19 protein-coding genes are annotated in these 24,522 nt (G+C 65.4%); 2 read left to right on the top strand and 17 right to left on the bottom strand.

The features are described 5' to 3' along the window. Positions 1 to 121: 121 nt before the first annotated feature. Positions 122 to 754, bottom strand: coding sequence for a TetR/AcrR family transcriptional regulator (locus AC1DYS_RS07460; protein ID WP_477897625.1), 633 nt, complete (start codon positions 752 to 754; stop codon positions 122 to 124). A 65-nt stretch (positions 755 to 819) separates the two neighbouring features. Between AC1DYS_RS07460 and AC1DYS_RS07455 the strand changes: the two genes are divergently transcribed. Together AC1DYS_RS07455 and AC1DYS_RS07450 are read left to right on the top strand one after the other, a co-directional pair. Continuing rightward, on the top strand, positions 820 to 1,647 hold the full coding sequence (locus AC1DYS_RS07455) for an alpha/beta fold hydrolase (protein WP_477897623.1): 828 nt from the start codon (positions 820 to 822) through the stop codon (positions 1,645 to 1,647). Positions 1,648 to 1,762: 115 nt separating this feature from the next. Further along, on the top strand, positions 1,763 to 3,061 hold the full coding sequence (locus AC1DYS_RS07450; RefSeq protein ID WP_477897621.1) for an O-acetylhomoserine aminocarboxypropyltransferase/cysteine synthase family protein: 1,299 nt from the start codon (positions 1,763 to 1,765) through the stop codon (positions 3,059 to 3,061). Positions 3,062 to 3,261: 200 nt separating this feature from the next. Here the strand turns inward: AC1DYS_RS07450 and AC1DYS_RS07445 are convergent, their stop codons facing one another. The 16 genes from AC1DYS_RS07445 to aceF form a co-directional block, all read right to left on the bottom strand. Then, positions 3,262 to 4,722, bottom strand: a complete 1,461-nt coding sequence (locus tag AC1DYS_RS07445; protein WP_477897619.1) for a toll/interleukin-1 receptor domain-containing protein — start codon at positions 4,720 to 4,722, stop codon at positions 3,262 to 3,264. A gap of 211 nt (positions 4,723 to 4,933) precedes the next feature. Further along, positions 4,934 to 5,182, bottom strand: a complete 249-nt coding sequence (locus AC1DYS_RS07440) for a hypothetical protein (RefSeq protein ID WP_477897617.1) — start codon at positions 5,180 to 5,182, stop codon at positions 4,934 to 4,936. A gap of 158 nt (positions 5,183 to 5,340) precedes the next feature. Beyond that, positions 5,341 to 6,702, bottom strand: coding sequence for a sigma-54-dependent transcriptional regulator (locus AC1DYS_RS07435; protein WP_477897615.1), 1,362 nt, complete (start codon positions 6,700 to 6,702; stop codon positions 5,341 to 5,343). Beyond that, entirely contained in the window at positions 6,695 to 8,446 is a 1,752-nt protein-coding gene (locus AC1DYS_RS07430) for a sensor histidine kinase (RefSeq protein WP_477897613.1), read from the bottom strand. Before AC1DYS_RS07430 ends, AC1DYS_RS07435 begins: the two co-directional genes overlap by 8 nt. Before the next feature lie 155 nt (positions 8,447 to 8,601). Continuing rightward, positions 8,602 to 9,597, bottom strand: a complete 996-nt coding sequence (locus tag AC1DYS_RS07425) for a cytochrome d ubiquinol oxidase subunit II (protein ID WP_477899583.1) — start codon at positions 9,595 to 9,597, stop codon at positions 8,602 to 8,604. A gap of 5 nt (positions 9,598 to 9,602) precedes the next feature. Beyond that, the gene (locus tag AC1DYS_RS07420; protein ID WP_477897611.1) at positions 9,603 to 10,988 is read right to left on the bottom strand and encodes a cytochrome ubiquinol oxidase subunit I; all 1,386 of its coding nucleotides are present in this window, start codon (positions 10,986 to 10,988) and stop codon (positions 9,603 to 9,605) included. A gap of 63 nt (positions 10,989 to 11,051) precedes the next feature. Next, positions 11,052 to 11,738, bottom strand: a complete 687-nt coding sequence (locus AC1DYS_RS07415) for a DUF6781 family protein (protein ID WP_477897609.1) — start codon at positions 11,736 to 11,738, stop codon at positions 11,052 to 11,054. A 7-nt stretch (positions 11,739 to 11,745) separates the two neighbouring features. After that, complete coding sequence (gene phbB / locus AC1DYS_RS07410) at positions 11,746 to 12,492, bottom strand: acetoacetyl-CoA reductase (RefSeq protein WP_477897607.1); 747 nt, start codon at positions 12,490 to 12,492, stop codon at positions 11,746 to 11,748. Positions 12,493 to 12,522: 30 nt separating this feature from the next. After that, positions 12,523 to 13,704: an acetyl-CoA C-acetyltransferase gene (locus AC1DYS_RS07405; protein ID WP_477897605.1), complete on the bottom strand. Its 1,182-nt coding sequence runs from the start codon at positions 13,702 to 13,704 to the stop codon at positions 12,523 to 12,525. 40 nt (positions 13,705 to 13,744) lie between these two features. Beyond that, entirely contained in the window at positions 13,745 to 15,202 is a 1,458-nt protein-coding gene (locus AC1DYS_RS07400; protein WP_477897603.1) for a PHA/PHB synthase family protein, read from the bottom strand. A gap of 14 nt (positions 15,203 to 15,216) precedes the next feature. Then, the gene (locus AC1DYS_RS07395) at positions 15,217 to 16,551 is read right to left on the bottom strand and encodes an NAD(P)/FAD-dependent oxidoreductase (RefSeq protein WP_477897601.1); all 1,335 of its coding nucleotides are present in this window, start codon (positions 16,549 to 16,551) and stop codon (positions 15,217 to 15,219) included. Positions 16,552 to 16,585: 34 nt separating this feature from the next. Beyond that, on the bottom strand, positions 16,586 to 17,971 hold the full coding sequence (locus tag AC1DYS_RS07390; protein WP_477897599.1) for a dicarboxylate/amino acid:cation symporter: 1,386 nt from the start codon (positions 17,969 to 17,971) through the stop codon (positions 16,586 to 16,588). A gap of 31 nt (positions 17,972 to 18,002) precedes the next feature. Beyond that, the gene (locus AC1DYS_RS07385; RefSeq protein ID WP_477897597.1) at positions 18,003 to 20,306 is read right to left on the bottom strand and encodes an NADP-dependent malic enzyme; all 2,304 of its coding nucleotides are present in this window, start codon (positions 20,304 to 20,306) and stop codon (positions 18,003 to 18,005) included. After that, positions 20,303 to 21,106 (bottom strand): alpha/beta fold hydrolase, encoded by an 804-nt coding sequence (locus tag AC1DYS_RS07380; RefSeq protein ID WP_477897595.1) that lies wholly within the window; start codon positions 21,104 to 21,106, stop codon positions 20,303 to 20,305. Before AC1DYS_RS07380 ends, AC1DYS_RS07385 begins: the two co-directional genes overlap by 4 nt. A 6-nt stretch (positions 21,107 to 21,112) precedes the next feature. Next, entirely contained in the window at positions 21,113 to 22,879 is a 1,767-nt protein-coding gene (lpdA, locus tag AC1DYS_RS07375; RefSeq protein WP_477897593.1) for a dihydrolipoyl dehydrogenase, read from the bottom strand. A 14-nt stretch (positions 22,880 to 22,893) separates the two neighbouring features. Next, complete coding sequence (gene aceF / locus AC1DYS_RS07370; protein WP_477897591.1) at positions 22,894 to 24,516, bottom strand: dihydrolipoyllysine-residue acetyltransferase; 1,623 nt, start codon at positions 24,514 to 24,516, stop codon at positions 22,894 to 22,896. Between the last annotated feature and the right edge of the window lie 6 nt (positions 24,517 to 24,522).

Here is a 24,522-nt window from a genome sequence, read left to right as displayed (position 1 = left end):
GCGGACCCGCATGTGCACCGAACCATGTCGTCGCGACGGCATCGGCTGCTGTTTTGAGATGAAGAGCGAAACATTTCGCTTGTGGCAGCTCTTGCGCTGCCCTCGGGCATGACCGTCCGTCCTAGGCGTCCAGTCCGATGCAGGCAAACGCCGCATCGGCGAGTCCTTCTCTGAAGTGCAGTTCGGCACCGAACTGTGCGTCCGTCAAAACACCGTCGATGAGGAGCAGCAGTTGGCGAGCGGCCCGCGCTGGATCGGCGACGCCGAGCAACCGGCACATGTCGGCAAGCCGTCGCACCACCTCGATCTTGTTCTGCGTAGCCAGCGTCTTGCCGACGTGATCGAGGCCGCGGAATTCGGTGGCAGCGTTGATGAATGGGCAGCCCCGGAACCTGGGCGACGAACTCAGCTTGCCGAACGCATTCAGCAAGCCCCGCAGCTGCGCGCGTGGGTCGTCAGGGTGGCGCCCCATCATCTCGTCCCACCAGGCAAAGAACAAGCGGTTCTGCTCCTTGAGCACCGCCTCGATCAGTTCATCCTTGGAGCTGAAGTTGCGATAGAGGCTGGTCTTGGACACGCCTGCCCGCTCGGCGATGGTGTCCACGCCCGTCGCAAGAATGCCTTCCCGATAGAAGGCATCGAGCGCGATGGCCAGGATGCGTTCCCGGGCGGTCGGCTCTCCCTTCGCAGGCGCGCCGCGGCGTGAGCGGACGTCTTTGGCAGCAATGTTTGAGGTCGTCATGGCGGTCTCCATTTGACAATGGTACAGGTCTGTACCTATATTTAAAGGAACAGACCTGTACACATCGAAAGCCAGCCATGTCATCGCATCAAAGCACTGCTGTCGACGCCAACGCCGGAGTCGAAGCCTTCATCGACGCGCTGCTGCGCATCAAGCGACCGCTCGAGGACACGCCGGCAGCAGATGTCGAGCTCATTCCCTTGTACGTCGACACTCCCGGAGCGTGGCCTGACGGAACAGAAGTGATGGTGCATGTGAGAAAGCGCGGCCGTGGCCCCCACGCATTGCTCGTCCACGGCTGGCAGGGAAGAACGTCCGACATGGAGAAGATCAGCGACGCGCTCGTGGCGTCGGGCTTCACCGTGTGGGCCCCGCACCTGCCCGGCCATGGCAGCTCTGGCGGAGAGCGCCTGTCCATCCCGCTGGCGGCGCGTGTACTGCGAGCGGTCGAGGGTGTCGCCGGGCCGCTTGCACTTGCGGTCGGGCACTCGATCGGAGGGGCCTGCATCGTGCAGGCCTTGGAAGAAGGCCTGCAGGTGGAGCGTGTGGCTCTCCTGGCAACACCGACCCACTATGGCGGTTTTGTGCGCGCGATGGCACGGCAAGCACGATTAGACGGCGACACCGTCACGCATGTGCTGAACCGATTGCAAGAGCTGATCGGCGTCCATCCAGACCGGATCGACATGCGCCGACAGGCTGCGTCGATGCGCCAGCCAGTGCTGTTCATCCACGCATCCGATGACAAGGTCGTCCCCCACGAAGGCGCCCAGGCCGCCGCGGCGATCTGGCCTGGCGCTGAGTGGCTGCTCCTCGACGGCTTGGGGCACTACAAGACGCTGCTCGAGGACCCTCGAGTGGTTCGGCGCGTGCTCGAGTTCGCCTCGTCACACCTCGCGGCCTAGAGCGAACGGCTCATCGCCCGACAACGCATACCGAGCATGCATATGCGCAGAGAGCAGTTCACGTCACCACGCTGTGTGCCTACTCTCGCTTCCTCTCTTGAATGGAAGTCACCCCATGGCACAACCCAACTGGCATTTCGAGACCCTGTCCCTGCACGCGGGCTACCAGCCCGACCCCACCACCAAGGCGGTCGCGGTGCCCATCTACCAGACGGCCGCGTTCGCATTCGACAGCGCGCAGCATGGGGCCGATCTGTTCGACCTGAAGGTGCCGGGCAACATCTACTCGCGCATCATGAACCCGACCAACGACGTGCTTGAGCAGCGGCTCGCGGCACTCGAAGGCGGCGTGGGTGCACTCGCGCTGGCCTCGGGCCAGGCGGCGGTGACGTACTCGATCCTCACCATCGCGGAGGCCGGCGACAACATCGTCTCGTCGACCGCGTTGTATGGCGGTACCTACAACCTCTTCGCCCACACCCTGCCGCAGTACGGCATCACGACGCGCTTTGCCGACCACCGCGACCCGAAGAGCTTCGAGTCACTGATCGACGCCAAGACCAAGGCGGTGTTCGTCGAGTCGCTCGGCAACCCCCAGGGCAACATCACCGACATCGCGGCCGTGGCTGCCATTGCGCACAAGCACGGCGTGCCGCTGATCGTCGACAACACCGTGCCCTCCCCCTACCTCAGCCGCCCCTTCGAGCACGGTGCCGACATCGTGGTGCACTCGCTCACCAAGTACATCGGCGGTCATGGCAACAGCATCGGTGGCGCCATCGTCGATTCGGGCAAGTTCCCGTGGGCTCAGCACAAGGAGCGCTTCAAACGCCTGAACGAACCCGACGTGAGCTACCACGGCGTGGTCTACACCGAGGCCCTCGGCCCGGCGGCCTACATCGGCCGCGCGCGTGTCGTGCCGCTGCGCAACACCGGCGCCGCGCTGTCGCCGTTCAACGCCTTCCTCATCCTGCAAGGGTTGGAGACACTGGCCTTGCGGCTCGACCGCATCAGCAGCAACACGCTGAAGGTCGCGCAGCACCTGCGCTTGAGCAAGAAGGTGTCGTGGGTGCAATACGCCGGCCTGGAAGACCACCCGGATCACCACCTGGTGAAGAAGTACCTGTCAGGCCAGGCTTCCGGGCTTCTCACCTTCGGCGTGAAGAGCGCGCCAGGCGAAGCCCGCGCAGCCGGTGCGCGCTTCCTCGACGCGCTGCACCTCTTCACACGGCTGGTGAACATCGGCGACGTGAAGTCACTGGCCACCCATCCCGCCTCCACCACACACCGCCAACTGAACCCCGAGGAGTTGTCGCGCTCAGGGGTGGGTGAAGACACGGTGCGGCTGTCGGTCGGCATCGAGCACATCGACGATCTGGTTGCCGACCTCGATCAGGCGCTGGCGGCGGTGTAGACAGAGTGCGATTGGGGCAACGTCTGCCGGGGTGCTGGGAGGCTGTTATCGACCCATGGCGGTCGTCAGACTGCGATGGAAGCAGTCGCTCAACTGGCGCGTCAAACGTTGTTAGGCCCTGTCCAGATCGTGTTGCTGTCCAAGACAGGGCAGTGCGTGCATCGGACCGACACTCTAGAGAAGGGGGCCGATTGGTGACGTCACTTCATCAATGTCTGCAGGTTGGTCGCATCAGCGAAGTTAAATCGCGGAAACCGACCGATTGAGAGGTGCTTGAAATCATCCAGCAAGAGACGCGCTTCCTCAACCCGTGTCGCCATGTCTGTGGCATCGGACGCGCCCACCGCGATACGAATGCCGTCGCGAATGTCTGGGTCAACGGCCTTGAGAAATAGGGGCAAGCGCCGGGCGTCGCTATACACGCTAGTACGAGGCGCCCAGAAGCGATGCGTCCCCTCGGCTTGCGACTCCTTTGCGTGAACTACCCCGTAGAGAGCTAGGAAAACATCAGCTTGCACGATTTCTTGAAAGGGCGTGTGTTCAGTCGAGCACCGTTCCTTCAGCATGTCTGCCGTCAGGCAAGCCCGGTTTGTGCGCATGCGGTTGTTGCGGTGCTCGTCCATCGACACGATGTATGAATCAAAGGCGGTGATGTCGTTGGTCCTATTGCCGCTGTGGTCAGTGCGCACAAGGTACGGGTACTTCAGCAAGGAACGCAGAGACTGCCAACGCTCGTAGCGAAGTAGGGCAGCTGTTATCACAAGAACTGTTTCAAGAGCAAAGAACCGATAGAGGTCGGCCCAGCCTTCCACGTATGTGCCGTTCTCTATCGGTGGGCCGAATTTTTGGCCCAACTGTTCCAGAAGGAAAGTGCAAGCTTTTAGGGTCTTGCGATCGTCGCCAGAGAACGATGCGAACGTTTCGGCGTACTCAGACACCTGATTGCGCAACCCTTTCGTCCTCAGGATCGCTTGGTAGATATCCTCGTCATACCCGTCCTTCCCCTCTGGTCGGACGTACTGCCGATTGACTTCCGCAACTATGCTGCGGACGAACAGCATCTCTAAACCCTCCCGGCTGGCCTTGCCCTCCTTTATCGCGCGTAGGGCGCCAGCAAGCTCCTTCGCCATTGGAAGGCCACCACCCTCAGGCTTCAGGAATGCGGGTGCATCGCCAAGCAGAGGCTCTGGGTAAAGCGGTTGGTCAAATATCTGGCGGAGCAACTCATCGAGGCCTTCGCCGTATCGCTCGTCTGACGACAGGTCAACATAAATGCGGCCCTTCATGAACACCGGCAGGAACTCCTCGCCGTTTTCGCCGCGCTCGCACACCACTGGAACGAACTTCGTCTGTTCCACCTTGGAGTACAGCTCCTGCGAGATGATCTGACTTTCCGTGCCGACGCCCCCAGAACGCCTGTTGGCCTTCTCCTGATACTGGCGATCACAGAGCACCAGAACTTTGACCACTGATGGATCGGTGACCATCGATTCCATGAAGACGTACTTGTCTTGACCAGGCTTTAATCGCCACTTGTCGAGAATGGCATCGACGCCATGTGTTCTCAGTGCGGTTGCAAGCTCCATGACGAACTGCTCGTGCTCGGCGCCCGACCAGCTGTATGAGATGAATACCTTGGGATGTTCTTTGCTCGCGCTCATCGACTCTCCCCCAATGAAAGCATTTTAGGTTTGCATTTGCTGCACAGTTCTCTCGACGCCCGCGCAGCTGACTGACCGCCTTGCGTTGGCAAAGCCAGTGTCTGCTGCTGGCCGATAGCTTGCGTTCGACAGTCGGCATCGTACGAGGGCTAAAGAACAGACAGAGCGATCTGGAACATCGCAACTACCTGGCCGGGAACACCTCGATGGATCAGTACACGAGAGAGAAGGTGACGTAGCCGGCACCCTCCTCAGCAAGGTGCTTGATCCCCGACGTGCCTGCACTGATCGCAACGAACTTGAGGTTTCGCTGGGTTTCCTTCGCGTGCTTCGCAAGCTCCAAGGCGGCAGTCATCCTGTCGTTGGCGTGAGGCGCCAGATCGTTGTAGGCAAGTTCGAGGTTCGCTCCGGCTGTCATGAGCGAATTGAGGTAAGCGGGTTTGAACGTGGTGTTGATCAAGGGATGTCTCCGTAGTTTTCAGGCAGCATAGTCCCGGATCGACTTCCCGTGGGCCAATGCCCGCGTCGAGCTACCGACGGCCGCCTTGAAGCGGGCCATGTGATCCTGGCGCCCGACCAGCGGCGTCTCCATGCCGTCGATGCACTTGAACAAGTCGCTCAGTGCTTGAACTCGTCTGCCGCCACCCCGAACTTTCGAAGCTTGTCGTGCAAGGTCTGCCGCGCGATGCCGAGTGCGGTTGCGGTGGCCGGCTGATCGCCCTTGTGTCGCCTCAGCTCCTCGACGATCACAGAGCGCTCGAAGTTCTCGACCTGCTGCGGCAGCCCTCGTGGGAGCTCGGGGTGTTCTTCGGCGACACGCACCTGCGTCAGGCGGTCGCCGAGCAAGCCGAGCACGAAGCGGTCGGCGACGTTGCGCAGCTCGCGCACGTTGCCGGGCCAGGCGTAGGCCATCAGATCGGCGAGTTGCGCATTGCTGACGAGCGGCGCCGCCCGCTCATAGCGGCTCGCGGCCATCAAGGTGAAGTGTTCGAACAGAAGCGGAATGTCCTCGCGCCGCTCGCGCAGCGGTGGCAACTCGATGATGGCGACGCCGATGCGGTAGTACAGATCGGCCCTGAACTTGTGCTGATCGCTCAACACCTTCAGGTCGTCCTTGCTGGCCGCGACGACGCGGCAATCGAACGGGATGGCCTTGTTGGAGCCGATGCGTTCGATGCTGCGCTCCTGCAGCGCGCGCAGCAGCTTGATCTGTACGGCCATCGGCATGCTCTCGATCTCGTCGAGGAACAAGGTGCCGCCATGGGCGTGCTCGAACTTGCCGACCCGCACGCGGTTGGCGCTCGTGAAGGCGCCGGCTTCGTGCCCGAAGAGCTCGCTCTCGGCCAGCGCCTCGGGCAGGCCGCCACAGTTCAGCGGCACGAAATGCTGGCGCCGCCGCTCGCTGTGGTCGTGCAGGCATCGTGCGACGAGCTCCTTGCCGGTGCCGGTCTCGCCGTAGATCAACACGTCGGCCGATGTGTCCGCGAGCGTCATCACCGTGCGGCGTACCTGCTGCATCTGCGCAGAGCGGCCGATCAGCACCGCCTGGATGCCGTGCCAGTTGTCGAGTGCATCGCGCAGCACGCGAACCTGCAACGTGAGCTGGCGACGCTCGATCGCATGGCGAACGACGGCCAGCAGCCGCTCGGACGTGAACGGCTTCTCGACGAAATCGTAGGCCCCTTCGCGCATCGCCTGCACGGCCATCGCCACGTGCCCATGCCCCGTCACCAGAACTACCGGGATCTCGGGATCGATCTTGCGAATCTCCGGCAGCCAATCGGTGCCGCTCAAGCCCGGCAGGCGCACGTCGCAGATGACGATCGCCGGCAGACCGAAGGTGATCAGCCCGCGGGCTCGCTCGACACTGGCGAACGATTCGACCTTGAATCCGTTCAGCGTCAACGCCTGTTCGGTGCTCGAACGCACGTCGTCATCGTCGTCGATGAGCAGGACCCGGATTTGAATGACTTCACTCACGCTGCATGTGCTCCTGAGAAATGGCGGATGGCAAATCGACGGTGAAGCACGCACCGCCTTCGTCCCGGTTGCCGGCGCGAAGCGTACCGCCTGCCGCGCGCACCAGCTGGGCCGAGATCACGAGCCCGAGGCCGAGCCCGGCACCGGCCGGCTTGCTGGTCACGAAGGGCTCGAACAGGCGCGCGAGGATGTCGGCGGGAATGCCCGGGCCGGTGTCGGTCACCGTGAGGATCGCGCGCTCGCCAACTGCATGGGCTTCGACCCGCAACAGGCGCTGTGGTGAGCCTTGCATCGCGTCGACCGCATTGCGCATCAGGTTGCTGAGCAAGCTGCCGATGGCGGCCTCATCGGCCATCACGCTGAGCTCGGGCGGCTGAACGTCGACTTCGACGCGGATATCGCGCTCCTCCAGCTCCGCGCCGAGCAGCGCCTGGGCGTCGGCAATGCTGCGCAGGAGCGCCACGCGCTGCGGCGGCACGTCGCTCTTGTGCGCAAAGGTCTTAAGCCGCGACGTGAGGCGTGCCAGGCGATCGACCATGCCGGAGATGCGACGCAGGTTGCCGCGCACATCGTCGGGGCGGTCGTGGTCGAGCAGCATGCCGGCGCTGTCGGACAGCGTGCGCAGCGCCGTCAAGGGCTGGTTCAGCTCATGCACGAGACCGGCCGACATCTGGCCCAGCGCCGCCATCTTGCCGGCGTGCACCAGGTCGCTTTGCGCCGCCCGCAACTGCGCCGTCCGTGCGACGACGGTGGACTCGAGGCTGTCATGTGCCGCCTGCAGTGCCGCCTGGCTCGCGAGCTTGTGACGCACTGCGCGCCGGCGCTGCCACAGCGTCACCGCCAGCAGCAGCAGCACCGCCATCGCGAGGCTTGCGGTCATGCCAGCGTAGCGCGCGGTCAGCTGCACCGGCTTCATGTCGTCGAGCGCGATCAGCTGCCACGCGGCGCGTTGCAGATGCCGCGTCGACGCGAGCTGGGGCTGCCCTTCGAGGCTGATCAGTTGCGCTTCCGGCGTCAGCGATTGCAAAGTCGTCCACTGCAGCGGATCGAGCGGTGCGTCGCCGTAAGGGCGCGAGCGTTGCACCTCGGCGCGCTGTACGGCGTCGAGCGGCTTGACCGGGTGGTACTTCAGCTCATCACGGGTGGACAGGATGACGACGCCGCGCTCGTCAACCAGCAACACATTGCCGGGCAGCTTGCCCCATGCGGACTCGGACTCTCCGAGGTTGATCTTCACGGCAGCCACGCCGCGCACGCCTTCGCCACGGCGCAGCGCATACGACAGGTAGTAGCCGGGCTTGCGGCTCGTGATGCCGACGCCGTAAAAGCGGCCACGCCCCTTCTGCACCGCGTCGGTCACATAGGGCCGGAACGACAGGTCTTGTCCGAGCGTGGTGCCGGCTTGGTCCCAGTCGGATGCAGCGACCGACGTGCCGCTGCTGTCGAGCACGTACAGCATCTCGGCGCCGACCGTTGCATTGACGCCGTACAGGTAGCGGTTCGCGGCATCGCGTACCTGCGGATTGGCCGGCGCATCGAGCAGCGCCGCCACGGCGGGTGTCATCTCGAGCAACGCGGGCAAATAGTCGTAGCGCGCCAGATCGGCATCGAGACCGGTCGCGAGCATGTCCAGGCGGTGCTCGGCGGCTTCTCGCAGACGCGCAAGGCCGGCCTGGAGCGCGACCTCATGGCCGACATAGGCCGCAGCGGCGACGAGCGCCAGCGCGACGCACCAGCGCGGCATGCCACGCCACCGCGAACGGCGGGAAGGCGGATCGAGACGAAGTGCCGGCACGGATGACCTCATGGGCGAGGCATCGTACAGCGCCATGGGACCCCCGACCTCCCCGGGTATTCTCTCCTTCCGCAGGAGAAACAGCGACCCACACGCACTCGAGTTCACGCGTATTTCAGCTCACCGGTCTTGCCACGGAACACCCGGTACGAGAACACCGTGTAGGCGGCGATTGCCGGCACCGAGATGCAGACGCCGATCAGGATCACCTTCAGCGCCGCCGGGCTGCTGGCGGCCTGCCAGATCGTCAGCTGGTCGATCACCACGTAGGGATAGATGCTGTACGCGAGGCCAAGGAAGCCGAGCAGGAACACCAGGATGAGCAGCACGAATGGCAGCCAGGCGAGCGGCCCCAGCACCGCGCGCGTGTTCAGCAAGGCGCGCGCCGCGAGCAGTGCGACGCCGGTCATCAGTGGAATCGCCAGCAGCGCGATGAACTCGGGCAGCGAGAACCAGCGCCCGCGCACTGTCGCGCTGATCCACGGCGTTGCCATCGAGATCAGCACCAGGCCGACGACCATCGGCAGCCAGGCGATCTTGGCCCACTGCACGGCACGCCGCTGCAGTTCGCCGTCGGTCTTCATGACCAGCCAGGTGGCGCCCATCATCACGTAGGCCATCGGCAGTGCAATGGCGATCGCGGCGGCGAAGAGCGGGTAGTTCCAGCCGCTGCCGAAGCCGCTGACGTAGCGCCCGAGCATCCAGCCTTGCGAGACCGATGCCAGTGTCGAGCCGGCGAAGAAGAGTCGGTCCCAGGTCTGCTTGTGGCTGTCGCGCGCCTTCACCCTGAAGTCGAACGCGACACCGCGCAGAGTGAGCCCGACCAGCATCAGCGCGACCGGCAGGTACAGCTCGCCCAGCACCAGGCCATGCGCTTTCGGAAAGGCGATCAAGAGGATGCCGACGCCGAGCACAAGCCAGGTTTCGTTGGCGTCCCAGAACGGCCCGATCGATGCGACCAGCACGTCCTTCTCGGCATCGGTGGCGCGGTGCATCAGCATTCCGACGCCGAGGTCATAGCCATCGCTGACCACGTAGATCAGCATCGAGAGGCCCATCAGCGCCATGAAGATCACTGGCAGTGCCTCGTCAAAACTCATCCAGTTCATGCGGGCTCTCCGGTCGGGACTGCCCTTTGGTCGCCCGGCTCGAGCTGCAGCGCCTCCTCCGGCTTCTCGGCCATGTACTTCAGCACCCCGACGTACGAGACGATCAGCGCGAGGTACAGCGTGATGTAAAGCGCGAGCGTCAGGCCGATCATCGAAGACGGCTGCTTCGACGTGATGTCGGCCGTGCGGATCAGGCCGTAGACGATGAACGGCTGGCGGCCGATCTCGGTCACGTACCAACCGGCGACTGTGGCGACCCAACCCGAGAACGTCATCCCGGCAAAGCCCCAGAGCAGCCGCCTCGGCAGGCCGCCGGGCTGCCAGCGTGCGCGGCGCAGCAGCCACCAGCCGAGCCAGCTCGTCGCGAGCATCAGCAGGCCGATGCCGACCATGATCCTGAACGCGAAGAACAGCGGCAACGCCGGCGGGTGCGCATCGCGAAAGTCGTTCAGGCCCTTGATCTCGCCATCCACGTCATGCGTGAGGATCAGGCTGGCCAGCTTCGGCAACTTGAGTTCGAAGTGGTTGCTGCGCGCCTGGTCGTCGGGGATCGCGAACAGCAGCAGTGGGGCACCGCGTTCGGTCTCCCACACACCCTCGACCGCGGCGATCTTTGCCGGCTGGTGCTCGAGCGTGTTCAGGCCATGCTGGTCGCCGACGAAGATCTGGATCGGAATGGCCAAGGCAGCAAGCGTGAGGCCGACGCGCATCACCCTCGGCGCCGAGCGCTGCGCCACGCCGCGCAAGGTCTGCCAGGCCGACAACCCGACCAGCAGGAACGCGCAAGTCAGCGACGACGCCAGCAGCATGTGTGCAAGGCGGTACGGGAACGAGGGGTTGAAGATCACCTCGACCCAGCTCTTCACGTGGTACACGCCGTCGATGACTTCGTGGCCGGCCGGCGTCTGCATCCAGGAGTTCAGCGCCAAGATCCAGAACGCCGACAGCGTGGTGCCGAAGGCGACGAAGCAGGTCGCGAGCAGGTGCACCTTCTCGCTGACCTTGCCGTGCCCGAACAGCATGATGCCGAGGAAGCCGGCTTCGAGGAAGAATGCAGTGAGCACCTCATACCCGAGCAGCGGCCCGGCGATGTTGCCGACCCGCTCCATGAAGCCGGGCCAGTTGGTGCCGAACTGAAAGCTCATCGTGATGCCGCTGACGACACCGAGCGCGAAGCTGAGTGCGAACACCTTGGTCCAGAAGCGGTAGGCGTCGAGCCAACCCTGTGCCGCCAGCCGGTCGCCGCCCGCGGCGGAAGCCTTCAGCCACCGTAGGCGAAAGAACAGCAGCAACCAGCCCAGGCCAATGCTGATGGTCGGGAACAGGATGTGGAACGTGATGTTGGCCGCGAACTGCATGCGGGACAGGATCAGTGCGTCCATCGCGGCCCTTCTGCGTTCACGTTCACGTTCGCGTTCGCGTGCGCGACCATCACCACGTTCCGGCTACTTCTTGCGGGAAGACTTCGCCGGCGGCGCAGCACCTCCTTGTTGCAGCGCGTCGGACATCCCGATCAACACGCCGCTGACCAGTGTCGAGTAGCTGTCGAACATCACCTGCGACGCACGCAGGCCGAGATTGCGCCCGTCGCGAAGGTTCTGCTGTGCGCTGTCCATCAGCTGCGTGATCGTCGCGCTGGCCTGGGCACCGGTGCTGGTGCCCTTGCCTTGCGCCGCGTTCAGCACTTTCGTCCACGGGCCATCGATCGAGGCTTGCGAACCCTCCGCCGCCTTGCGCAACGCGGCGAACAGCGTGTCCTCCATCTTCTCGATGTCGGCCAAAGCCTTCTTGACCTGCGTCTCCCGCAAGGTCGCGCCCTGGTCGACCATCTGCTGCAGCGCCTTGCGGTTCGCCTGCACCGCCTGTTCGAGTGCCGTGTCCATGCCGGCCACTGCCTTGCCCAGCAGTGTCTCGATGTCGGCCTGCGGCAACGCGCTGCCTGCCGCACCGGTCGCCGCAGCCGAGGCGACAGTGTTCAGCACCTGCTTGATGTTCTTGAGGCTGAGTTCGCGCCCTTGCAGCGCCTTCAGGGTCGCCTCGGTGACGGTCTTGCGAATCGCTTCGCCTTGCCGTGCGCTGGCTTCCGAGAACTTGCTGATCAGGGCTTCCTGATCGATGCCGTGCTTGATCATGGATGTCTCATTGCATGTGTTGGCCACCGTTGATGGCGATGTTGGCCCCGGTGACGAACGCCGCCTCCTCCGAGGCGAGGTAGATGATCAGGCCGGCCACCTCTTCGGGGCGGCCCAGGCGGCCCACCGGGATGTGCGGGAGGATCTTGCTGTCGAGCACGTCCTTTGGGATCGCGGTGACCATCTTCGTGCCGATGTAGCCGGGCGAGATGGTGTTGACGGTGACGCCCTTCTTCGCGACCTCGAGCGCCAGCGCCTTCGTGAAGCCGTGCACGCCGGCCTTCGCAGCCGAGTAGTTCGTCTGGCCGAAGGCACCCTTGCTGCCGTTGACCGACGAGACGTTGATGATGCGGCCCCAACCGCGCTCGACCATGTTGTCGGCCACCTGCTTCGACATGTTGAACAGGCTGTCGAGGTTGGTGCGCATCACGGCGTCCCAATTCACCTTGTCCATCTTCTTGAACGTCATGTCGCGCGTGATGCCAGCGTTGTTCACCAGCACGTCGACCGCGCCGAGTTTGTTCTGCACCTCGGCCACGGCCTTGCTGCACGAGTCGAAGTCGGACACGTCGCACGGCACGGCGAGGATGTCGTACCCATTGGACTTCATCTGCGCCACCCACTCGGCATGCGTCTTGTTGCCGGGCGAATAGGTGACGGCCACCTTGTAGCCCGCATCGACCATCTTGGTCGAGATCGTTTCGCCGAGGCCGCCCATGCCACCGGTCACCAGCACCACTCGTTCCTTGTTCATCGCTGTCTCCTTGGGTTGATTTGAAAAGCTTCAGGCTCGCTCTACGGCAAGCGCCACGCCCATGCCACCGCCGATGCACAGCGAGGCCAGGCCCCTGTTCGCGCCACGGCGGCGCATCTCGTGCAGCAGCGTCACCAGAATGCGGCAACCCGATGCGCCGATCGGGTGGCCGATCGCAATGGCCCCACCGTTGACGTTGATCTTGCTGGTGTCCCAGCCCATCTCCTGGTTCACGGCGCAGGCCTGTGCGGCGAACGCCTCGTTGATCTCCATCAGGTCGAGGTCCTGCGCAATCCAGCCGGCCTTCTTCAGGCACAGCCGCGACGCCGGCACCGGCCCCATGCCCATCAGCGACGGGTCGAGGCCTGCACTCGCATAGGCGCGGATCACTGCGAGCGGCTGCAGGCCGAGCGATGCAGCTCGCTGTGCCGACATCACCATCACCGCCGCTGCACCATCGTTCAGGCCCGAGGCGTTGCCCGCCGTCACCGAGCCCGCCTTGTCGAAGGCCGGACGCAGGCCGGCCAATGCGTCGGCACTGGTCTTCTTGTTGATGAACTCGTCGTTCGCGAAGACGATCGGGTCGCCCTTCTTCTGCGGGAGCGTGAGCGGCAGAATCTCGTCGGCGAAGCGCCCTGCTTCCTGGGCAGCCGCCGCCTTCTGCTGGGATGCGAGCGCCAGCGCGTCCTGCATCGGGCGCGAGATGCCGTACTCCTTGGCGACGTTCTCAGCGGTCGTCCCCATGTGGTACTGGTTGTAGACGTCCCACAGGCCGTCGGTGATCATCGAGTCGACCATCTTCCAGTCCCCCATGCGGTTGCCCTCGCGCGAATTCAGCAGCACATGCGGCGAAGCGCTCATGTTCTCCTGGCCGCCGGCGATGACGATCTCGGCATCGCCGCAGCGCACCGCCTGCGCCGCCAGCATGACAGCCTTGAGGCCGGAGCCGCAGACCTTGTTGATCGTGAGGCCGGGCACCGAGTTCGGCAAGCCGGCCTTGATGACCGACTGGCGCGCGGGGTTCTGCCCAGCGCCGGCCGCGAGCACCTGTCCCATGATCACTTCGGAGATCGCATCCGCCGGCACGCCGGTCTTCGCGAGCAGCCCCTTGATGACGTGGGCCCCGAGCTCGGGCGCCGCGGTCTTGGCGAGCGTGCCGCCGAACTTGCCCACTGCAGTGCGTTGGGCGGCCACGATGACGATGTCGGTCATGCAAATCTCCTCAGGTTGGTGGGAATGGGCGGCCGCGGGTTCATTCGGCCCGCGCCTTGACGTAGCGGCCGGGAGCCGGCTCGATGACGGCGTATTCGGCGTTGCCGGGCTGCCGCGGCGCGGCGACGAGCGTGCCGCCGTGCGCGGCGAGCCACTCGGTCCAGGCGGGCCACCAGCTGCCATCGACGCTTTGCGCGGCGGCGAGCCAGGCCTGTGCATCGGGCGCAAGGTCGGCAGTCCAGTAGTTGCGCTTGCGCTTGGCAGGCGGGTTGATCACACCGGCGATGTGGCCGCTCGCGCCGAGCACGAAGCGGGTTTCGCCGCCGAGCAGGCGCGTGCTGGCGTAGGCGGTCTGCCAGGGCACGATGTGGTCCTCGCGCGAGGCATAGACAAATGCCGGCACGTCGACGCGCGACAGATCGACCGGCACGCCGCACTGCACCGTGCCGCCGGGTTCGCGCAGCCGGTTCTCGAGGTAGGTGTTGCGCAGGTACCAGCAGTACATCGGGCCCGGCAGATTGGTGTCGTCGCCATTCCAGAACAGCAGGTCGAAGGCGCGCGGCGCCTGGCCCTTGAGGTAGCCGTTGACGACGTACGGCCAGATCAGGTCGTTGGCGCGCAAGGCGGCAAACACCTGGGCGAGCTCGCGCCCGTGCAACTGGCCGCCGCGACCGAGGCTCGCTTCGCGCGCCGCGACGCTGGCTTCGTCGACCATCAGGCCGAGTTCGCCGGTGTCCGAGAAATCGAGCATCGTCGTCAGCAGCGTGACGCTCGAGGCCGGTTGCTCGCCGCGTGCCGCTGCAACGGCCAGCGCGCTCGCCAGCAAGGTGCCGCCGACGCAGAACCCAAGCGTGTCGACCTTGTCGGCGCGGCGAATGCGGCGTGCCACCGACAGCGCCTGCAGCACACCCTGCTCGATGTAGTCATCCCAGCTCAAGTGGCCCTGCGCCTTGCCGACGTTGCGCCACGACACGAGGAACACCGTGTGACCCGCGGCCACGGCGTGCCCGACGAACGAGTTCTCGGGCTGCAGGTCGAGGATGTAGAACTTGTTGATGCACGGCGGCACGATGACCAGCGGCCGCTTGTGCACCTTGGCCGTCACCGGCGCGTACTGGATGAGCTGCATCAGCTCGTTCTCGAACACCACGCTGCCGGGAGTCGTCGCCAGGTTGCGGCCGACCTCGAAGGCCTGATCGTCCGACATCGAGATGCGGCCCTTGGCGAGATCGTCGAAGAAGAGGCGCGCGCCTTCGACCAGGCTCGAACCGCCGCTCTCCAGTGCGAGTTGGAGCACATCCGGGTTGGTGGCCAAACAGTTCTTCGGGCTCACGGCGTCGACCACCTGGCGCAGCGCAAAGCTCCACTGGGCCTTGCTCCGCTCGTCGAGCGGCGCGGCGTCGACGGTGCTGCGCATGAAGGTGGCGAACTGCTGGTGGCCCAGCGCCATCTGCTGGAACCAGCCGAAAGGATCGGCAGGGTTGGGTGAATCGTCCATGGGGGTCGGCCCGTTCAGTGCAACTTGACGTGCGGCTCGGTCCGCCGCGTGATCAGACGCGCGAGCGTGTCGAGCGCGACCTTGAAGAACCCGTGCAGCGCGAGTTCGTGCATCTTGTAGAGCGACACGTACATCAGGCGGGCGAAGCCGCCTTCGATCATCAGGCTGCCGCCGATCAGGCCGCCCATCATGTTCCCGACGGTGCTGTACTCGCCGAGCGACACCAGCGAGCCGAAGTCGCGGTAGCGATAGGCTTTGAGCGGCCGGCCCGCGAGGCGCCGGTAGATCTGGGCTGCCATGTGCGACGCCTGCTGGTGCGATGCCTGCGCACGCGGCGGCACCCAGCCGCCCTTGCCGCCGTTGGCCTGTGGCCACGCGCAGGCCGCGCAGTCGCCGAGCGCGAAGATGTCGTCGTCCCGTGTGGCCTGCAAGGTGGGCCGCACGACGATCTGGTTGATGCGGTTGGTCTCCAGGCCGGCGATGTCCTTCAGGAAGTCGGGCGCCTTCACCCCCGCAGCCCAGACCACCAGCTCGGCGGGCAGGCTGCGGCCGTCGGCCAGGCGTACGCCATCGGGCAGCACCTCGGCCACTTTTGCGTCGGTGTGAACGGTGACGCCGAGCTTGCGCAGCAACTCGACCGTCGCCCGAGACAGTCGGGGCGGAAGCGCCGGCAGCACACGGTCGGCCGCCTCGATCAGGCTGACCTGGATGTCCTTGTCGGCATCGACACGGTCCAGGCCGTAGGCGATGACTTCACGCGTGGTGCGGTGCAATTCGGCCGCCAACTCGACACCCGTCGCGCCCGCGCCGATGATGGCCACGTGCAATTGCTCGGGCCGCACCGGCGTGGTCTGGGCATGGGCGCGGATGCACGCGTTGACCATGCGCGAATGGAAGCGCTGCGCGTCGGCCTTCGACTCGAGCTTGAGCGCGTGCGCCGCAACGCCAGGGGTGCCGAAGTCGTTGCTCAGGCTGCCGAGTGCAAGCACCAGCGTGTCATAGCCGAACACACGATCGGGGGTCACCTCCCGGCCTTCGTCGTCGAGCCACGGTGCCACGTGCACCTCGCGGCGCTCGCGGTCGAGCCCGATCATCTCGCCGATGCGGAAGCGGAAGTGATGCCAGTGCGCCTGCGCCAGGTAATCGACCTCGTGCGCGCTCAGGTCCATGCTGCCCGAAGCGATCTCATGCAGCTTGGGCTTCCAGACATGGGTGCGGTTCTTGTCGATCAGCGTGATGTCGGCGCGGCCGGGCTTGCCCAACGAGTCGCCCAGGCTCGTCGCCAACTCGAGCCCGCCCGCGCCACCACCGACGATGACGATCCGGTGCCTGGCTTGCGGGGCGCTCATGAGGCTCTGCTTCGAACGCACAGGGCGTACCGGCTCAGCGTCCGGTCGCGTCGCGCGCGGGCATCACCGCTGCCGCTCCCGTGTGCCCGGCGGCCGGCATGTGGAACTCGGTTGCGTCGAGCACATCTTCGGGTGCGTCGGCGGCTGTGGCCGTCTCGTTGTTCAAGTGGCGATGCATGCGTTCGACGTCGAGTTCGCCGGTCCACTTGGCAACCACCACCGTGGCAACGCCGTTGCCGATCAGGTTGGTCAGCGCGCGTGCCTCCGACATGAAGCGGTCGATGCCAAGAATCAGCGCCAGGCCCGCGACCGGCACATGGCCCACCGCCGACAAGGTCGCCGCCAGCACGATGAAGCCGCTGCCCGTCACGCCGGCCGCGCCCTTGGAGGTGAGCAGCAGCACCAGCAGCAAGGTGAACTGCTGCGCCAGGGTCATCGGCGTGTTGGTGGCCTGGGCGATGAACACCGCGGCCATCGTCAGGTAGATCGACGTGCCGTCGAGGTTGAACGAATAGCCGGTCGGGATCACCAGCCCGACCACCGACTTCTTGGCTCCCAGGTTCTCGAGCTTGGCCATCATGCGCGGCAGCACCGATTCGGAAGACGACGTGCCGAGCACGATCAGCAGCTCTTCCTTGATGTACTTGATGAACTTCCAGATCGAGAAGCCATGGAAGCGCGCGATCGAACCGAGCACGATGAAGATGAAGAACAGGCAGGTGGCATAGAAGGTCGCCATCAACTGGCCGAGCTGCAGCAGCGACGCCACGCCGTACTTGCCGATGGTGAAAGCCATTGCGCCGAACGCACCGATCGGGGCCAGCTTCATGATGTAGCCGACGATCGTGAACAGCACGTGCGAGAACTTCTCGATGAAGTCGAACACCAGCGTGCCGCGGCCGCCGAACTTGTGCAACGCGAAGCCGAACATCACGGCAAACAGCAGCACCTGCAGGATCTCGCCCTTGGCGAAAGCGTCGACCACCGTGCTCGGGATGACGTTGAGCAGGAACTCGGTGGTGGTGGCCATCTTGCCGGGGCCGGTGTAGGCCGCAATGCTCTTGGCATCGAGCGACTTGACATCCACGTTCATGCCGGAGCCGGGCTGGACGAGGTTGATGATCACGAGGCCCACGACCAGTGCGATGCTGCTGACGATCTCGAAGTACAGCAGCGCCAACCCGCCGGTCTTGCCGACCTTCTTCATGTCTTCCATGCCGGCGATGCCGACCACGACGGTGCAGAAGATGATCGGCGCGATGACCATCTTGATCAGCTTGATGAAGCCATCGCCGAGCGGCTTCATCGCCTCGCCGCTCTCGGGGTAGAAGTGACCCAGCAGCACGCCGATGACGATGGCGGTGATGACCTGGAAATACAGCGATTGGTAGAACCGCTTGGATACGGGCTGGTCGTTCACGAAAGTCTCCTTGGAATCGGTGGGCTCAGGCTCAGTCGGTGTCGCTGGCCACTGCGCGCTGCGAGGTCGCATCCACGACCGCCAGCGCCGTCATGTTGACGATGCGCCGCACGGTCGACGATGGCGTCAGGATGTGCACCGGCCGCGCCGCGCCAAGCAGGATGGCGCCGACCGTGATGCCATTGCCGGCGGCGACCCGCAGCAGGTTGTAGGAAATGTTGGCCGCGTCGACGTTCGGCATCACGAGCACGTTGGCTTCGGTCGTGAGGTTCGAGTCGGGGAACTCGCGGTCCAGGATGGACTTGGAGAGCGCAGCGTCGCCCCGCATCTCGCCGTCCACCGCGAGCTGCGGGTCGCGCTTCTTGATCAGGACCAGCGCCTCACGCATCTTCACTGCGGAAGCCGCATCGGAGCCGCCGAAGCTCGAATGCGACAGCAGCGCGACACTCGGCGTCACGCCGAAGCGGCGAACCTCTTCGACCGCCAGCAACGCGATCTCGGCCACCTGCTCGGCAGTCGGGTCCCGGTTGACGTGGGTGTCGAGAATGAACAGCTGCCGCCCGGGGAGCATCAACATCTGCATCGCGGCCAGAGTGTTCGTGCCGGGGCGCATGCCAATCACGTCGCGCACATGGCGCAAATGGTCGCTGTAGCCGCCGAAGGTGCCGCACAGCATCGCATCGGCCTTGCCCTGGCGCACCAGCATCGCTGCGAGCAGCGTGGCACGGCTGCGCATCTCGACCCGCGCCACTGCGCGCGACACGCCGTCGCGGCGCTTGAGCTCGAAATAGGCGTCAGCCGCATCGCCGTAGACCGCGGGGTCGAGCGGGTCGATGGTGTCGCAGTCCTTGCCGATCTCGAGCCGCAGCCCGAACTCCGACAGCCGCTGGGCGATCACCTCCGGACGCCCGAGCAGCAACGGCCGAGCCAGGCCCTCGTCGACCACGACTTGCGCGGCGCGCAACACGCGCTCGTCCTCGCCCTCGGCATACACCACGCGTTTGGGCGAACGCTGCGCCGCCGCGAACAGCGGCTGCATGCTGCTGCCCGACTGGTAGACGAAATGCGAGAGGCGCTGCCGGTAGGCCGGCATGTCGGCGATCGGCCGGGTCGCAACGCCGCTGTCCATCGCGGCCTGTGCCACAGCCGGCGCCACGGCTTCGATCAGACGCGGATCGAAGGGCTTGGGGATCAGGTAGTCGCGCCCGAAGCGCAGGCCGACCACGCCGTAGGCCTGGGCCACGATCTCTGGGATCTCTTGATGAGTCAGGTCGGCGATCGCGTGGACGGCCGCAAGCTTCATCGCCTCGTTGATGGTGGTCGCGCCCGCATCGAGCGCACCGCGGAAGATGAACGGGAAGCACAGGACGTTGTTGACCTGGTTCGGGTAGTCGGAGCGGCCGGTGCCGATGACCGCGTCGGGCCGCACCGCCAGCGCATCCTCCGGCGTGATCTCGGGCGTCGGGTTCGCCATCGCGAGGATGATCGGGTCACGCGCCATCGTCTTCACCATCTCGGGCGACAGCACGCCGCCGGCCGACAGGCCGAGAAAGATGTCGGTGCCCGGGATCAGCTGGGCCAGCGTGCGCGCGCTGGTGTCGCGGGCGTAGCGCGACTTGTTCGGGTCCATGCTTTCCGCACGGCCGAGGTAGACCACGCCCTTCGCATCGGTGACGTAGATGTTCTCGGGCTTGAGGCCCAGGCTCACCGCGAGGTCCAGGCAGGCAAGCGCCGCCGCACCCGCGCCCGAAGCCACGAGCTTGACCTCAGCGATGTTCTTGCCCACGTGCTTCAGCGCATTGAGGATGGCTGCGGCCGCGACGATGGCGGTGCCGTGCTGGTCGTCATGGAAGACCGGAATCTTCATGCGCTCGCGCAGCTTCGTCTCGATGTAGAAGCACTCGGGTGCCTTGATGTCCTCGAGGTTGATGCCGCCGAAGGTGGGCTCCATGCGGGCGATGGTCTCGATCAGCGCGTCGGGGTCGTTCTCGGCGAGCTCGATGTCGAACACGTCGATGCCGGCGAACTTCTTGAACAGGCAGGCCTTGCCTTCCATCACCGGCTTGGCGGCCAGCGGGCCGATGTTGCCCAGCCCCAGCACCGCGGTGCCGTTGGTGATGACCGCCACCAGGTTGCTGCGCGAGGTCAGGTTGCCGGCCTCGCTCGGATCGTCGGCGATGGCCATGCAGGCATCGGCGACACCTGGCGAATACGCGAGCGACAGGTCACGCGCGGTGGCCATCGCCTTGGTGGGCGTGACGGAAATCTTGCCCGGCGTCGGGTAGCGGTGGTAGTCGAGCGCAGCCTCGCGAAGGCTCTCGGTCTTTTCGGTCATGTCTCGTTCTCCGGTTGTCTGGTCTTGTTGGGCCTCAAGGCTCGCTTGACGCTGCTCATGAAGGCCGCCGGCTGGTCCGCATGGACCCAATGGCCGGCGTCTGCAATGAATTCGATCTGGACCTGGCTGAAGAAGGGATGGAACGCCGCGCCATCGCGCTGTGCGACGTAGTCGGAGTTCTCGCCGGCGATCACCGTGACGGGGCCGCCGAAGTGAGCGCCCAGCAAGTCGGAAGGGAACTCGCACAGCTGGGGCATCGCCGAGCTGATGCCCATCAGGTTGATCCGCCAGTCGAAGTGATCGTTGTGCGTCACCAGGTTCTGCATCAGGAACGGCGCGATGCCGGCATCGGGCAGCGCGAGCTGCAACCGGCGCTGCACCTCGGCGCGGCTCACGGCGGCCATCACGTCGACGCTGCACATCGCGTGCGCAACCGGCATCAGCGTGTCGCCGTAGGCGAGCGGCGCGATGTCGACCACGATCAGCCGGCCGACCCGCGCCGGGTGGCGCAGCGCCAGCGCCATCGCCGTCTTGCCGCCCATGCTGTGGCCCATCACGGCCGGCGCCTTGAGGCCGAGGCGATCGAACAGCTGCAGTACGTCGTCGGCCATCTCGATGTAGTCCATCGAGTCGGCCCATGGCGAGGCACCGTGGTTGCGCAAGTCGACGCAATGCACGGTATGGCTGTCGGCCAAGCCGCGGGCCACGCCGCGCCAGTTGCCGCCCGAGCCGAACAGCCCATGCAGAACGACCAGCGGCGGGCCGCTGCCGGTGGTTTCGCAGGTCAGATTGAGTGCCACGGTCGCCTACTTCTTCTTTTGCGGCGGCAGATCGGTGCAATGGCCTTCGAAGACCTCGGCCGCCATGCCGATGGATTCACCGAGCGTCGGATGCGGGTGGATCGTCTTGCCGATGTCGGCCGGCTCGCAGCCCATCTCGATTGCCAGGCAAACCTCGCCGATCAGGTCGCCGGCATGTGTGCCGACGATGCCGCCGCCGATGACGCGGTGTGTGGCTTCGTCGAACAGCAGCTTGGTGAAGCCTTCGTCGCGGCCGTTGGCGATGGCGCGGCCCGAGGCGGCCCACGGGAACACCGCCTTGCCGACCTTGATGCCTTCGGCCTTGCACTGCTCTTCGGTCTTGCCGGCCCAGGCCACCTCGGGGTCGGTGTAGGCGACCGATGGAATCTGCCGCGCATCGAAGAACGCCGCCTCGCCATGCGCCGCCTCGGCCGCCACGTGCGCTTCGTGCACCGCCTTGTGGGCGAGCATGGGCTGGCCGACGATGTCGCCGATCGCGAAGATGTGCGGCACATTGGTGCGCATCTGCTTGTCGACGTTGATGAAGCCGCGGTCGGTGACGGCAACGCCGGCCTTGTCGGCCGCGATCTTCTTGCCGTTCGGGCTGCGCCCCACCGCGACCAGCACCAGGTCGTAGACCTGCGGCTCCTTCGGTGCCTTCTCTCCCTCGAAGCTGACTTCGATGCCGGCCTTCGTGGCCTTCGCACCGACGGTCTTGGTCTTCAGCATCACGTTCTCGAAGCGCGCGCTGTTGAACTTTTCCCACACCTTCACGAGGTCGCGGTCGGCGCCCTGCATCAGGCCGTCGAGCATCTCGACGACGTCGATGCGCGTGCCGAGCGTCGAGTAAACGGTCGCCATCTCGAGCCCGATGATCCCGCCGCCGACGACGAGCATGCGCTTCGGGATGCCCTTGAGCAGCAGCGCGCCGGTCGAGTCGACGACACGTTCGTCGTCGGGCATGAAGGGCAATTTCATTGCCTGCGAGCCGGCGGCAATGATGGCCTTGGCGAACTTCACGACCTTCTTGGCGCCGCCCGCGCCGACGACCTCGAGATGGTGCGGATCGAGGAAGCTGCCGACGCCGGTCACGACTTCGACCTTGCGCGCCTTGGCCATGCCGGCGAGACCGCCGGTGAGCTTCTTGACGACGCCGTCCTTGAAGCCGCGCAAGGCGTCGATGTCGATCTCGGGCGCGGTGAACTTGATGCCGTGGTGGGCCAGCGACTTGACTTCGTCCATCACGCTGGCGGTGTGCAGCAGCGCCTTCGAGGGGATGCAGCCCACGTTCAGGCACACACCGCCGAGCGTGGCATAGCGTTCGACGAGCACGGTCTTCATGCCGATGTCGGCACTGCGGAATGCAGCTGAGTAGCCGCCCGGGCCCGCGCCGAGCACGAGCACCTCGCACTCGATGTCGGCCTTGCCGCTGTACGTGGCAGCGTTCGGGATCGCTGCCGCGGGCGCAGCAGGTGGCGGCGCAGACGCGGCCTTCGCGGGGGGTGCTGCGGCCGGCGCCGGTGCGGCGGCACCCGCCGCTTCGACCACCAGGATCACCGAGCCCTCGCTGACCTTGTCGCCGAGCTTGACCTTCAGCTCCTTGACCGTCCCCGCGTGCGTCGACGGGATCTCCATCGAGGCCTTGTCGGACTCGACCATGATCAAGCCGGTCTCGACGGCGATCACTTCGCCGGGCTTGACCATCAGCTCGATGATCGCGACATCCTTGAAGTCGCCGATGTCCGGGACCTTCACTTCAACCAGATTGGCCATGAACCGGGTCCCCTTCAGAACAGCACACGCCGCAGGTCGGCGAGCACGTTGGCGAAATGCACGTTGAAGCGCGCCGCGGCGGCGCCGTCGATCACGCGGTGGTCCCATGACAGCGACAGCGGCAACGTGAGGCGCCAGCTGGAGGTCTTGCCGTCGGTGGAGTGCTGCTTCCAGTAGCTCTTGCACACGCCCATGATCGAGACCTCGGGCGCGTTGATGATGGGCGTGAAGTAGATGCCGCCGATGCCACCGAGCGAGCTGATCGTGAAGGTGCCACCCTGCATCTGGTCGGGCTTGAGCTTGCCTTCGCGTGCGAGCTTGGCGAGTTCGCTCATCTCCTTCGCGATGTCGGGCACGGTCTTCTTGTCGACGTCCCGGATCACCGGCACCATCAGGCCGTTGGGCGTGTCGGCGGCGAAGCCGATGTGCCAGTAGTTCTTCAGCACGAGCGCGTCGCCCTCCAGGCTCGCGTTGAACTCGGGGAACTTCTTCAGTGCCGCCACCGCCGCCTTCATCATGAACGGCAGCATGCTGAGCTTGACGCCCGACTTCTCGAGCTCCTTGTTCATCTGCACGCGGAACTGCTCGAGCTCGGTGATGTCGGCCTCGTCGTGCGTCGTCACATGCGGGATGACGACCCAGTTGCGGTGCAGGTTGGCCGCCGAGATCTTCTTGATGCGCGACAGCTCCTTGCGCTCGATCGGGCCGAACTTGGCGAAGTCGACCTTGGGCCAGGGCAGCAGGTCCAGGCCGGCGCCGCCGGCTGCGGGCGCCGCTGCCGCTTTGGCGGGCGCGGATGCTGCGCTCGGCGCACCACCCTTTGCGAATGCCTCAACGTCCTCGCGGACGATGCGGCCGTGGTCGCCGCTGCCCTTCACCTTGCCCAAGTGGACGCCGAGTTCACGCGCCAGCTTACGCACGGCCGGGCCGGCGTAGGCGAGCGCGAAGCTGGCTTCGTCGACGGTGCCTGCCGATGCTGTTGCGGCCGGGGCCTTGGCCGCATCGTTGCCGGTCGCCGCAGCGACTGCCGGTGCCGCGGTGGGTACGGCGCTCACCTCGCCCGTCGTGAGCGACAGGATCACGGAGCCTTCGCTGACCTTGTCGCCAACCTTGACCTTGACGGCCTTGACGACACCCGACAGCGGCGCGGGCACGTCCATCGTCGCCTTGTCGGATTCGAGCGAGACGAGCGGGTCTTCGGCTTTCACCGTGTCGCCGACCTTCACGAAGATCTCGATCACTGGCACGTCGGTGAACTCGCCGATGTCGGGCACGCGCACCTCGGCCACGCCGGCCGGCGCATTGACGGCCGAAGGCGGCGCCGTGACGCTGGGCTTGGCGGCTTCGCCAGGCGCGGCCGCTGGAGCCGATGCGGCGCCAGCGCCTTCGCCTTCGCCTTCGCCTTCGAAGACCATCACCACACTGCCCTCGCTGACCTTGTCGCCGATGTTCACGGCGATGGACTTCACCTTGCCGCCACGCGGCGCGGGCACATCCATCGTCGCCTTGTCGGACTCCAGCGAGAGCAGCGGATCTTCGGCCTTCACCGTGTCGCCCACTTTCACGAAGATCTCGATGACGGGCACGCCGGCGAAGTCGCCGATATCAGGCACCTTGATGTCGAATGAATTGCTCATGTCGTG

The sequence above is a fragment of the Rhizobacter sp. P2_G4 genome, assembly GCF_056403575.1.
The sequence above is the reverse complement of the archived record's forward strand: the minus strand, read 5'-3'. Positions and strand labels throughout refer to the sequence as shown.

What these genes read in the sequence shown, in the direction of transcription:
- AC1DYS_RS07445 (WP_477897619.1), bottom strand. Translation starts at nt 4,722, where the DNA reads ATGAGCGCGAGCAAAGAACATCCCAAGGTATTCATCTCATACAGCTGG.
- AC1DYS_RS07450 (WP_477897621.1), top strand. Translation starts at nt 1,763, where the DNA reads ATGGCACAACCCAACTGGCATTTCGAGACCCTGTCCCTGCACGCGGGC.
- AC1DYS_RS07420 (WP_477897611.1), bottom strand. Translation starts at nt 10,988, where the DNA reads ATGGACGCACTGATCCTGTCCCGCATGCAGTTCGCGGCCAACATCACG.
- AC1DYS_RS07430 (WP_477897613.1), bottom strand. Translation starts at nt 8,446, where the DNA reads ATGCCGCGCTGGTGCGTCGCGCTGGCGCTCGTCGCCGCTGCGGCCTAT.
- AC1DYS_RS07385 (WP_477897597.1), bottom strand. Translation starts at nt 20,306, where the DNA reads ATGACCGAAAAGACCGAGAGCCTTCGCGAGGCTGCGCTCGACTACCAC.
- phbB (WP_477897607.1), bottom strand. Translation starts at nt 12,492, where the DNA reads ATGAACAAGGAACGAGTGGTGCTGGTGACCGGTGGCATGGGCGGCCTC.
- AC1DYS_RS07395 (WP_477897601.1), bottom strand. Translation starts at nt 16,551, where the DNA reads ATGAGCGCCCCGCAAGCCAGGCACCGGATCGTCATCGTCGGTGGTGGC.
- aceF (WP_477897591.1), bottom strand. Translation starts at nt 24,516, where the DNA reads ATGAGCAATTCATTCGACATCAAGGTGCCTGATATCGGCGACTTCGCC.
- AC1DYS_RS07405 (WP_477897605.1), bottom strand. Translation starts at nt 13,704, where the DNA reads ATGACCGACATCGTCATCGTGGCCGCCCAACGCACTGCAGTGGGCAAG.
- AC1DYS_RS07455 (WP_477897623.1), top strand. Translation starts at nt 820, where the DNA reads ATGTCATCGCATCAAAGCACTGCTGTCGACGCCAACGCCGGAGTCGAA.
- AC1DYS_RS07415 (WP_477897609.1), bottom strand. Translation starts at nt 11,738, where the DNA reads ATGATCAAGCACGGCATCGATCAGGAAGCCCTGATCAGCAAGTTCTCG.
- lpdA (WP_477897593.1), bottom strand. Translation starts at nt 22,879, where the DNA reads ATGGCCAATCTGGTTGAAGTGAAGGTCCCGGACATCGGCGACTTCAAG.
- AC1DYS_RS07460 (WP_477897625.1), bottom strand. Translation starts at nt 754, where the DNA reads ATGGAGACCGCCATGACGACCTCAAACATTGCTGCCAAAGACGTCCGC.
- AC1DYS_RS07425 (WP_477899583.1), bottom strand. Translation starts at nt 9,597, where the DNA reads ATGAGTTTTGACGAGGCACTGCCAGTGATCTTCATGGCGCTGATGGGC.
- AC1DYS_RS07400 (WP_477897603.1), bottom strand. Translation starts at nt 15,202, where the DNA reads ATGGACGATTCACCCAACCCTGCCGATCCTTTCGGCTGGTTCCAGCAG.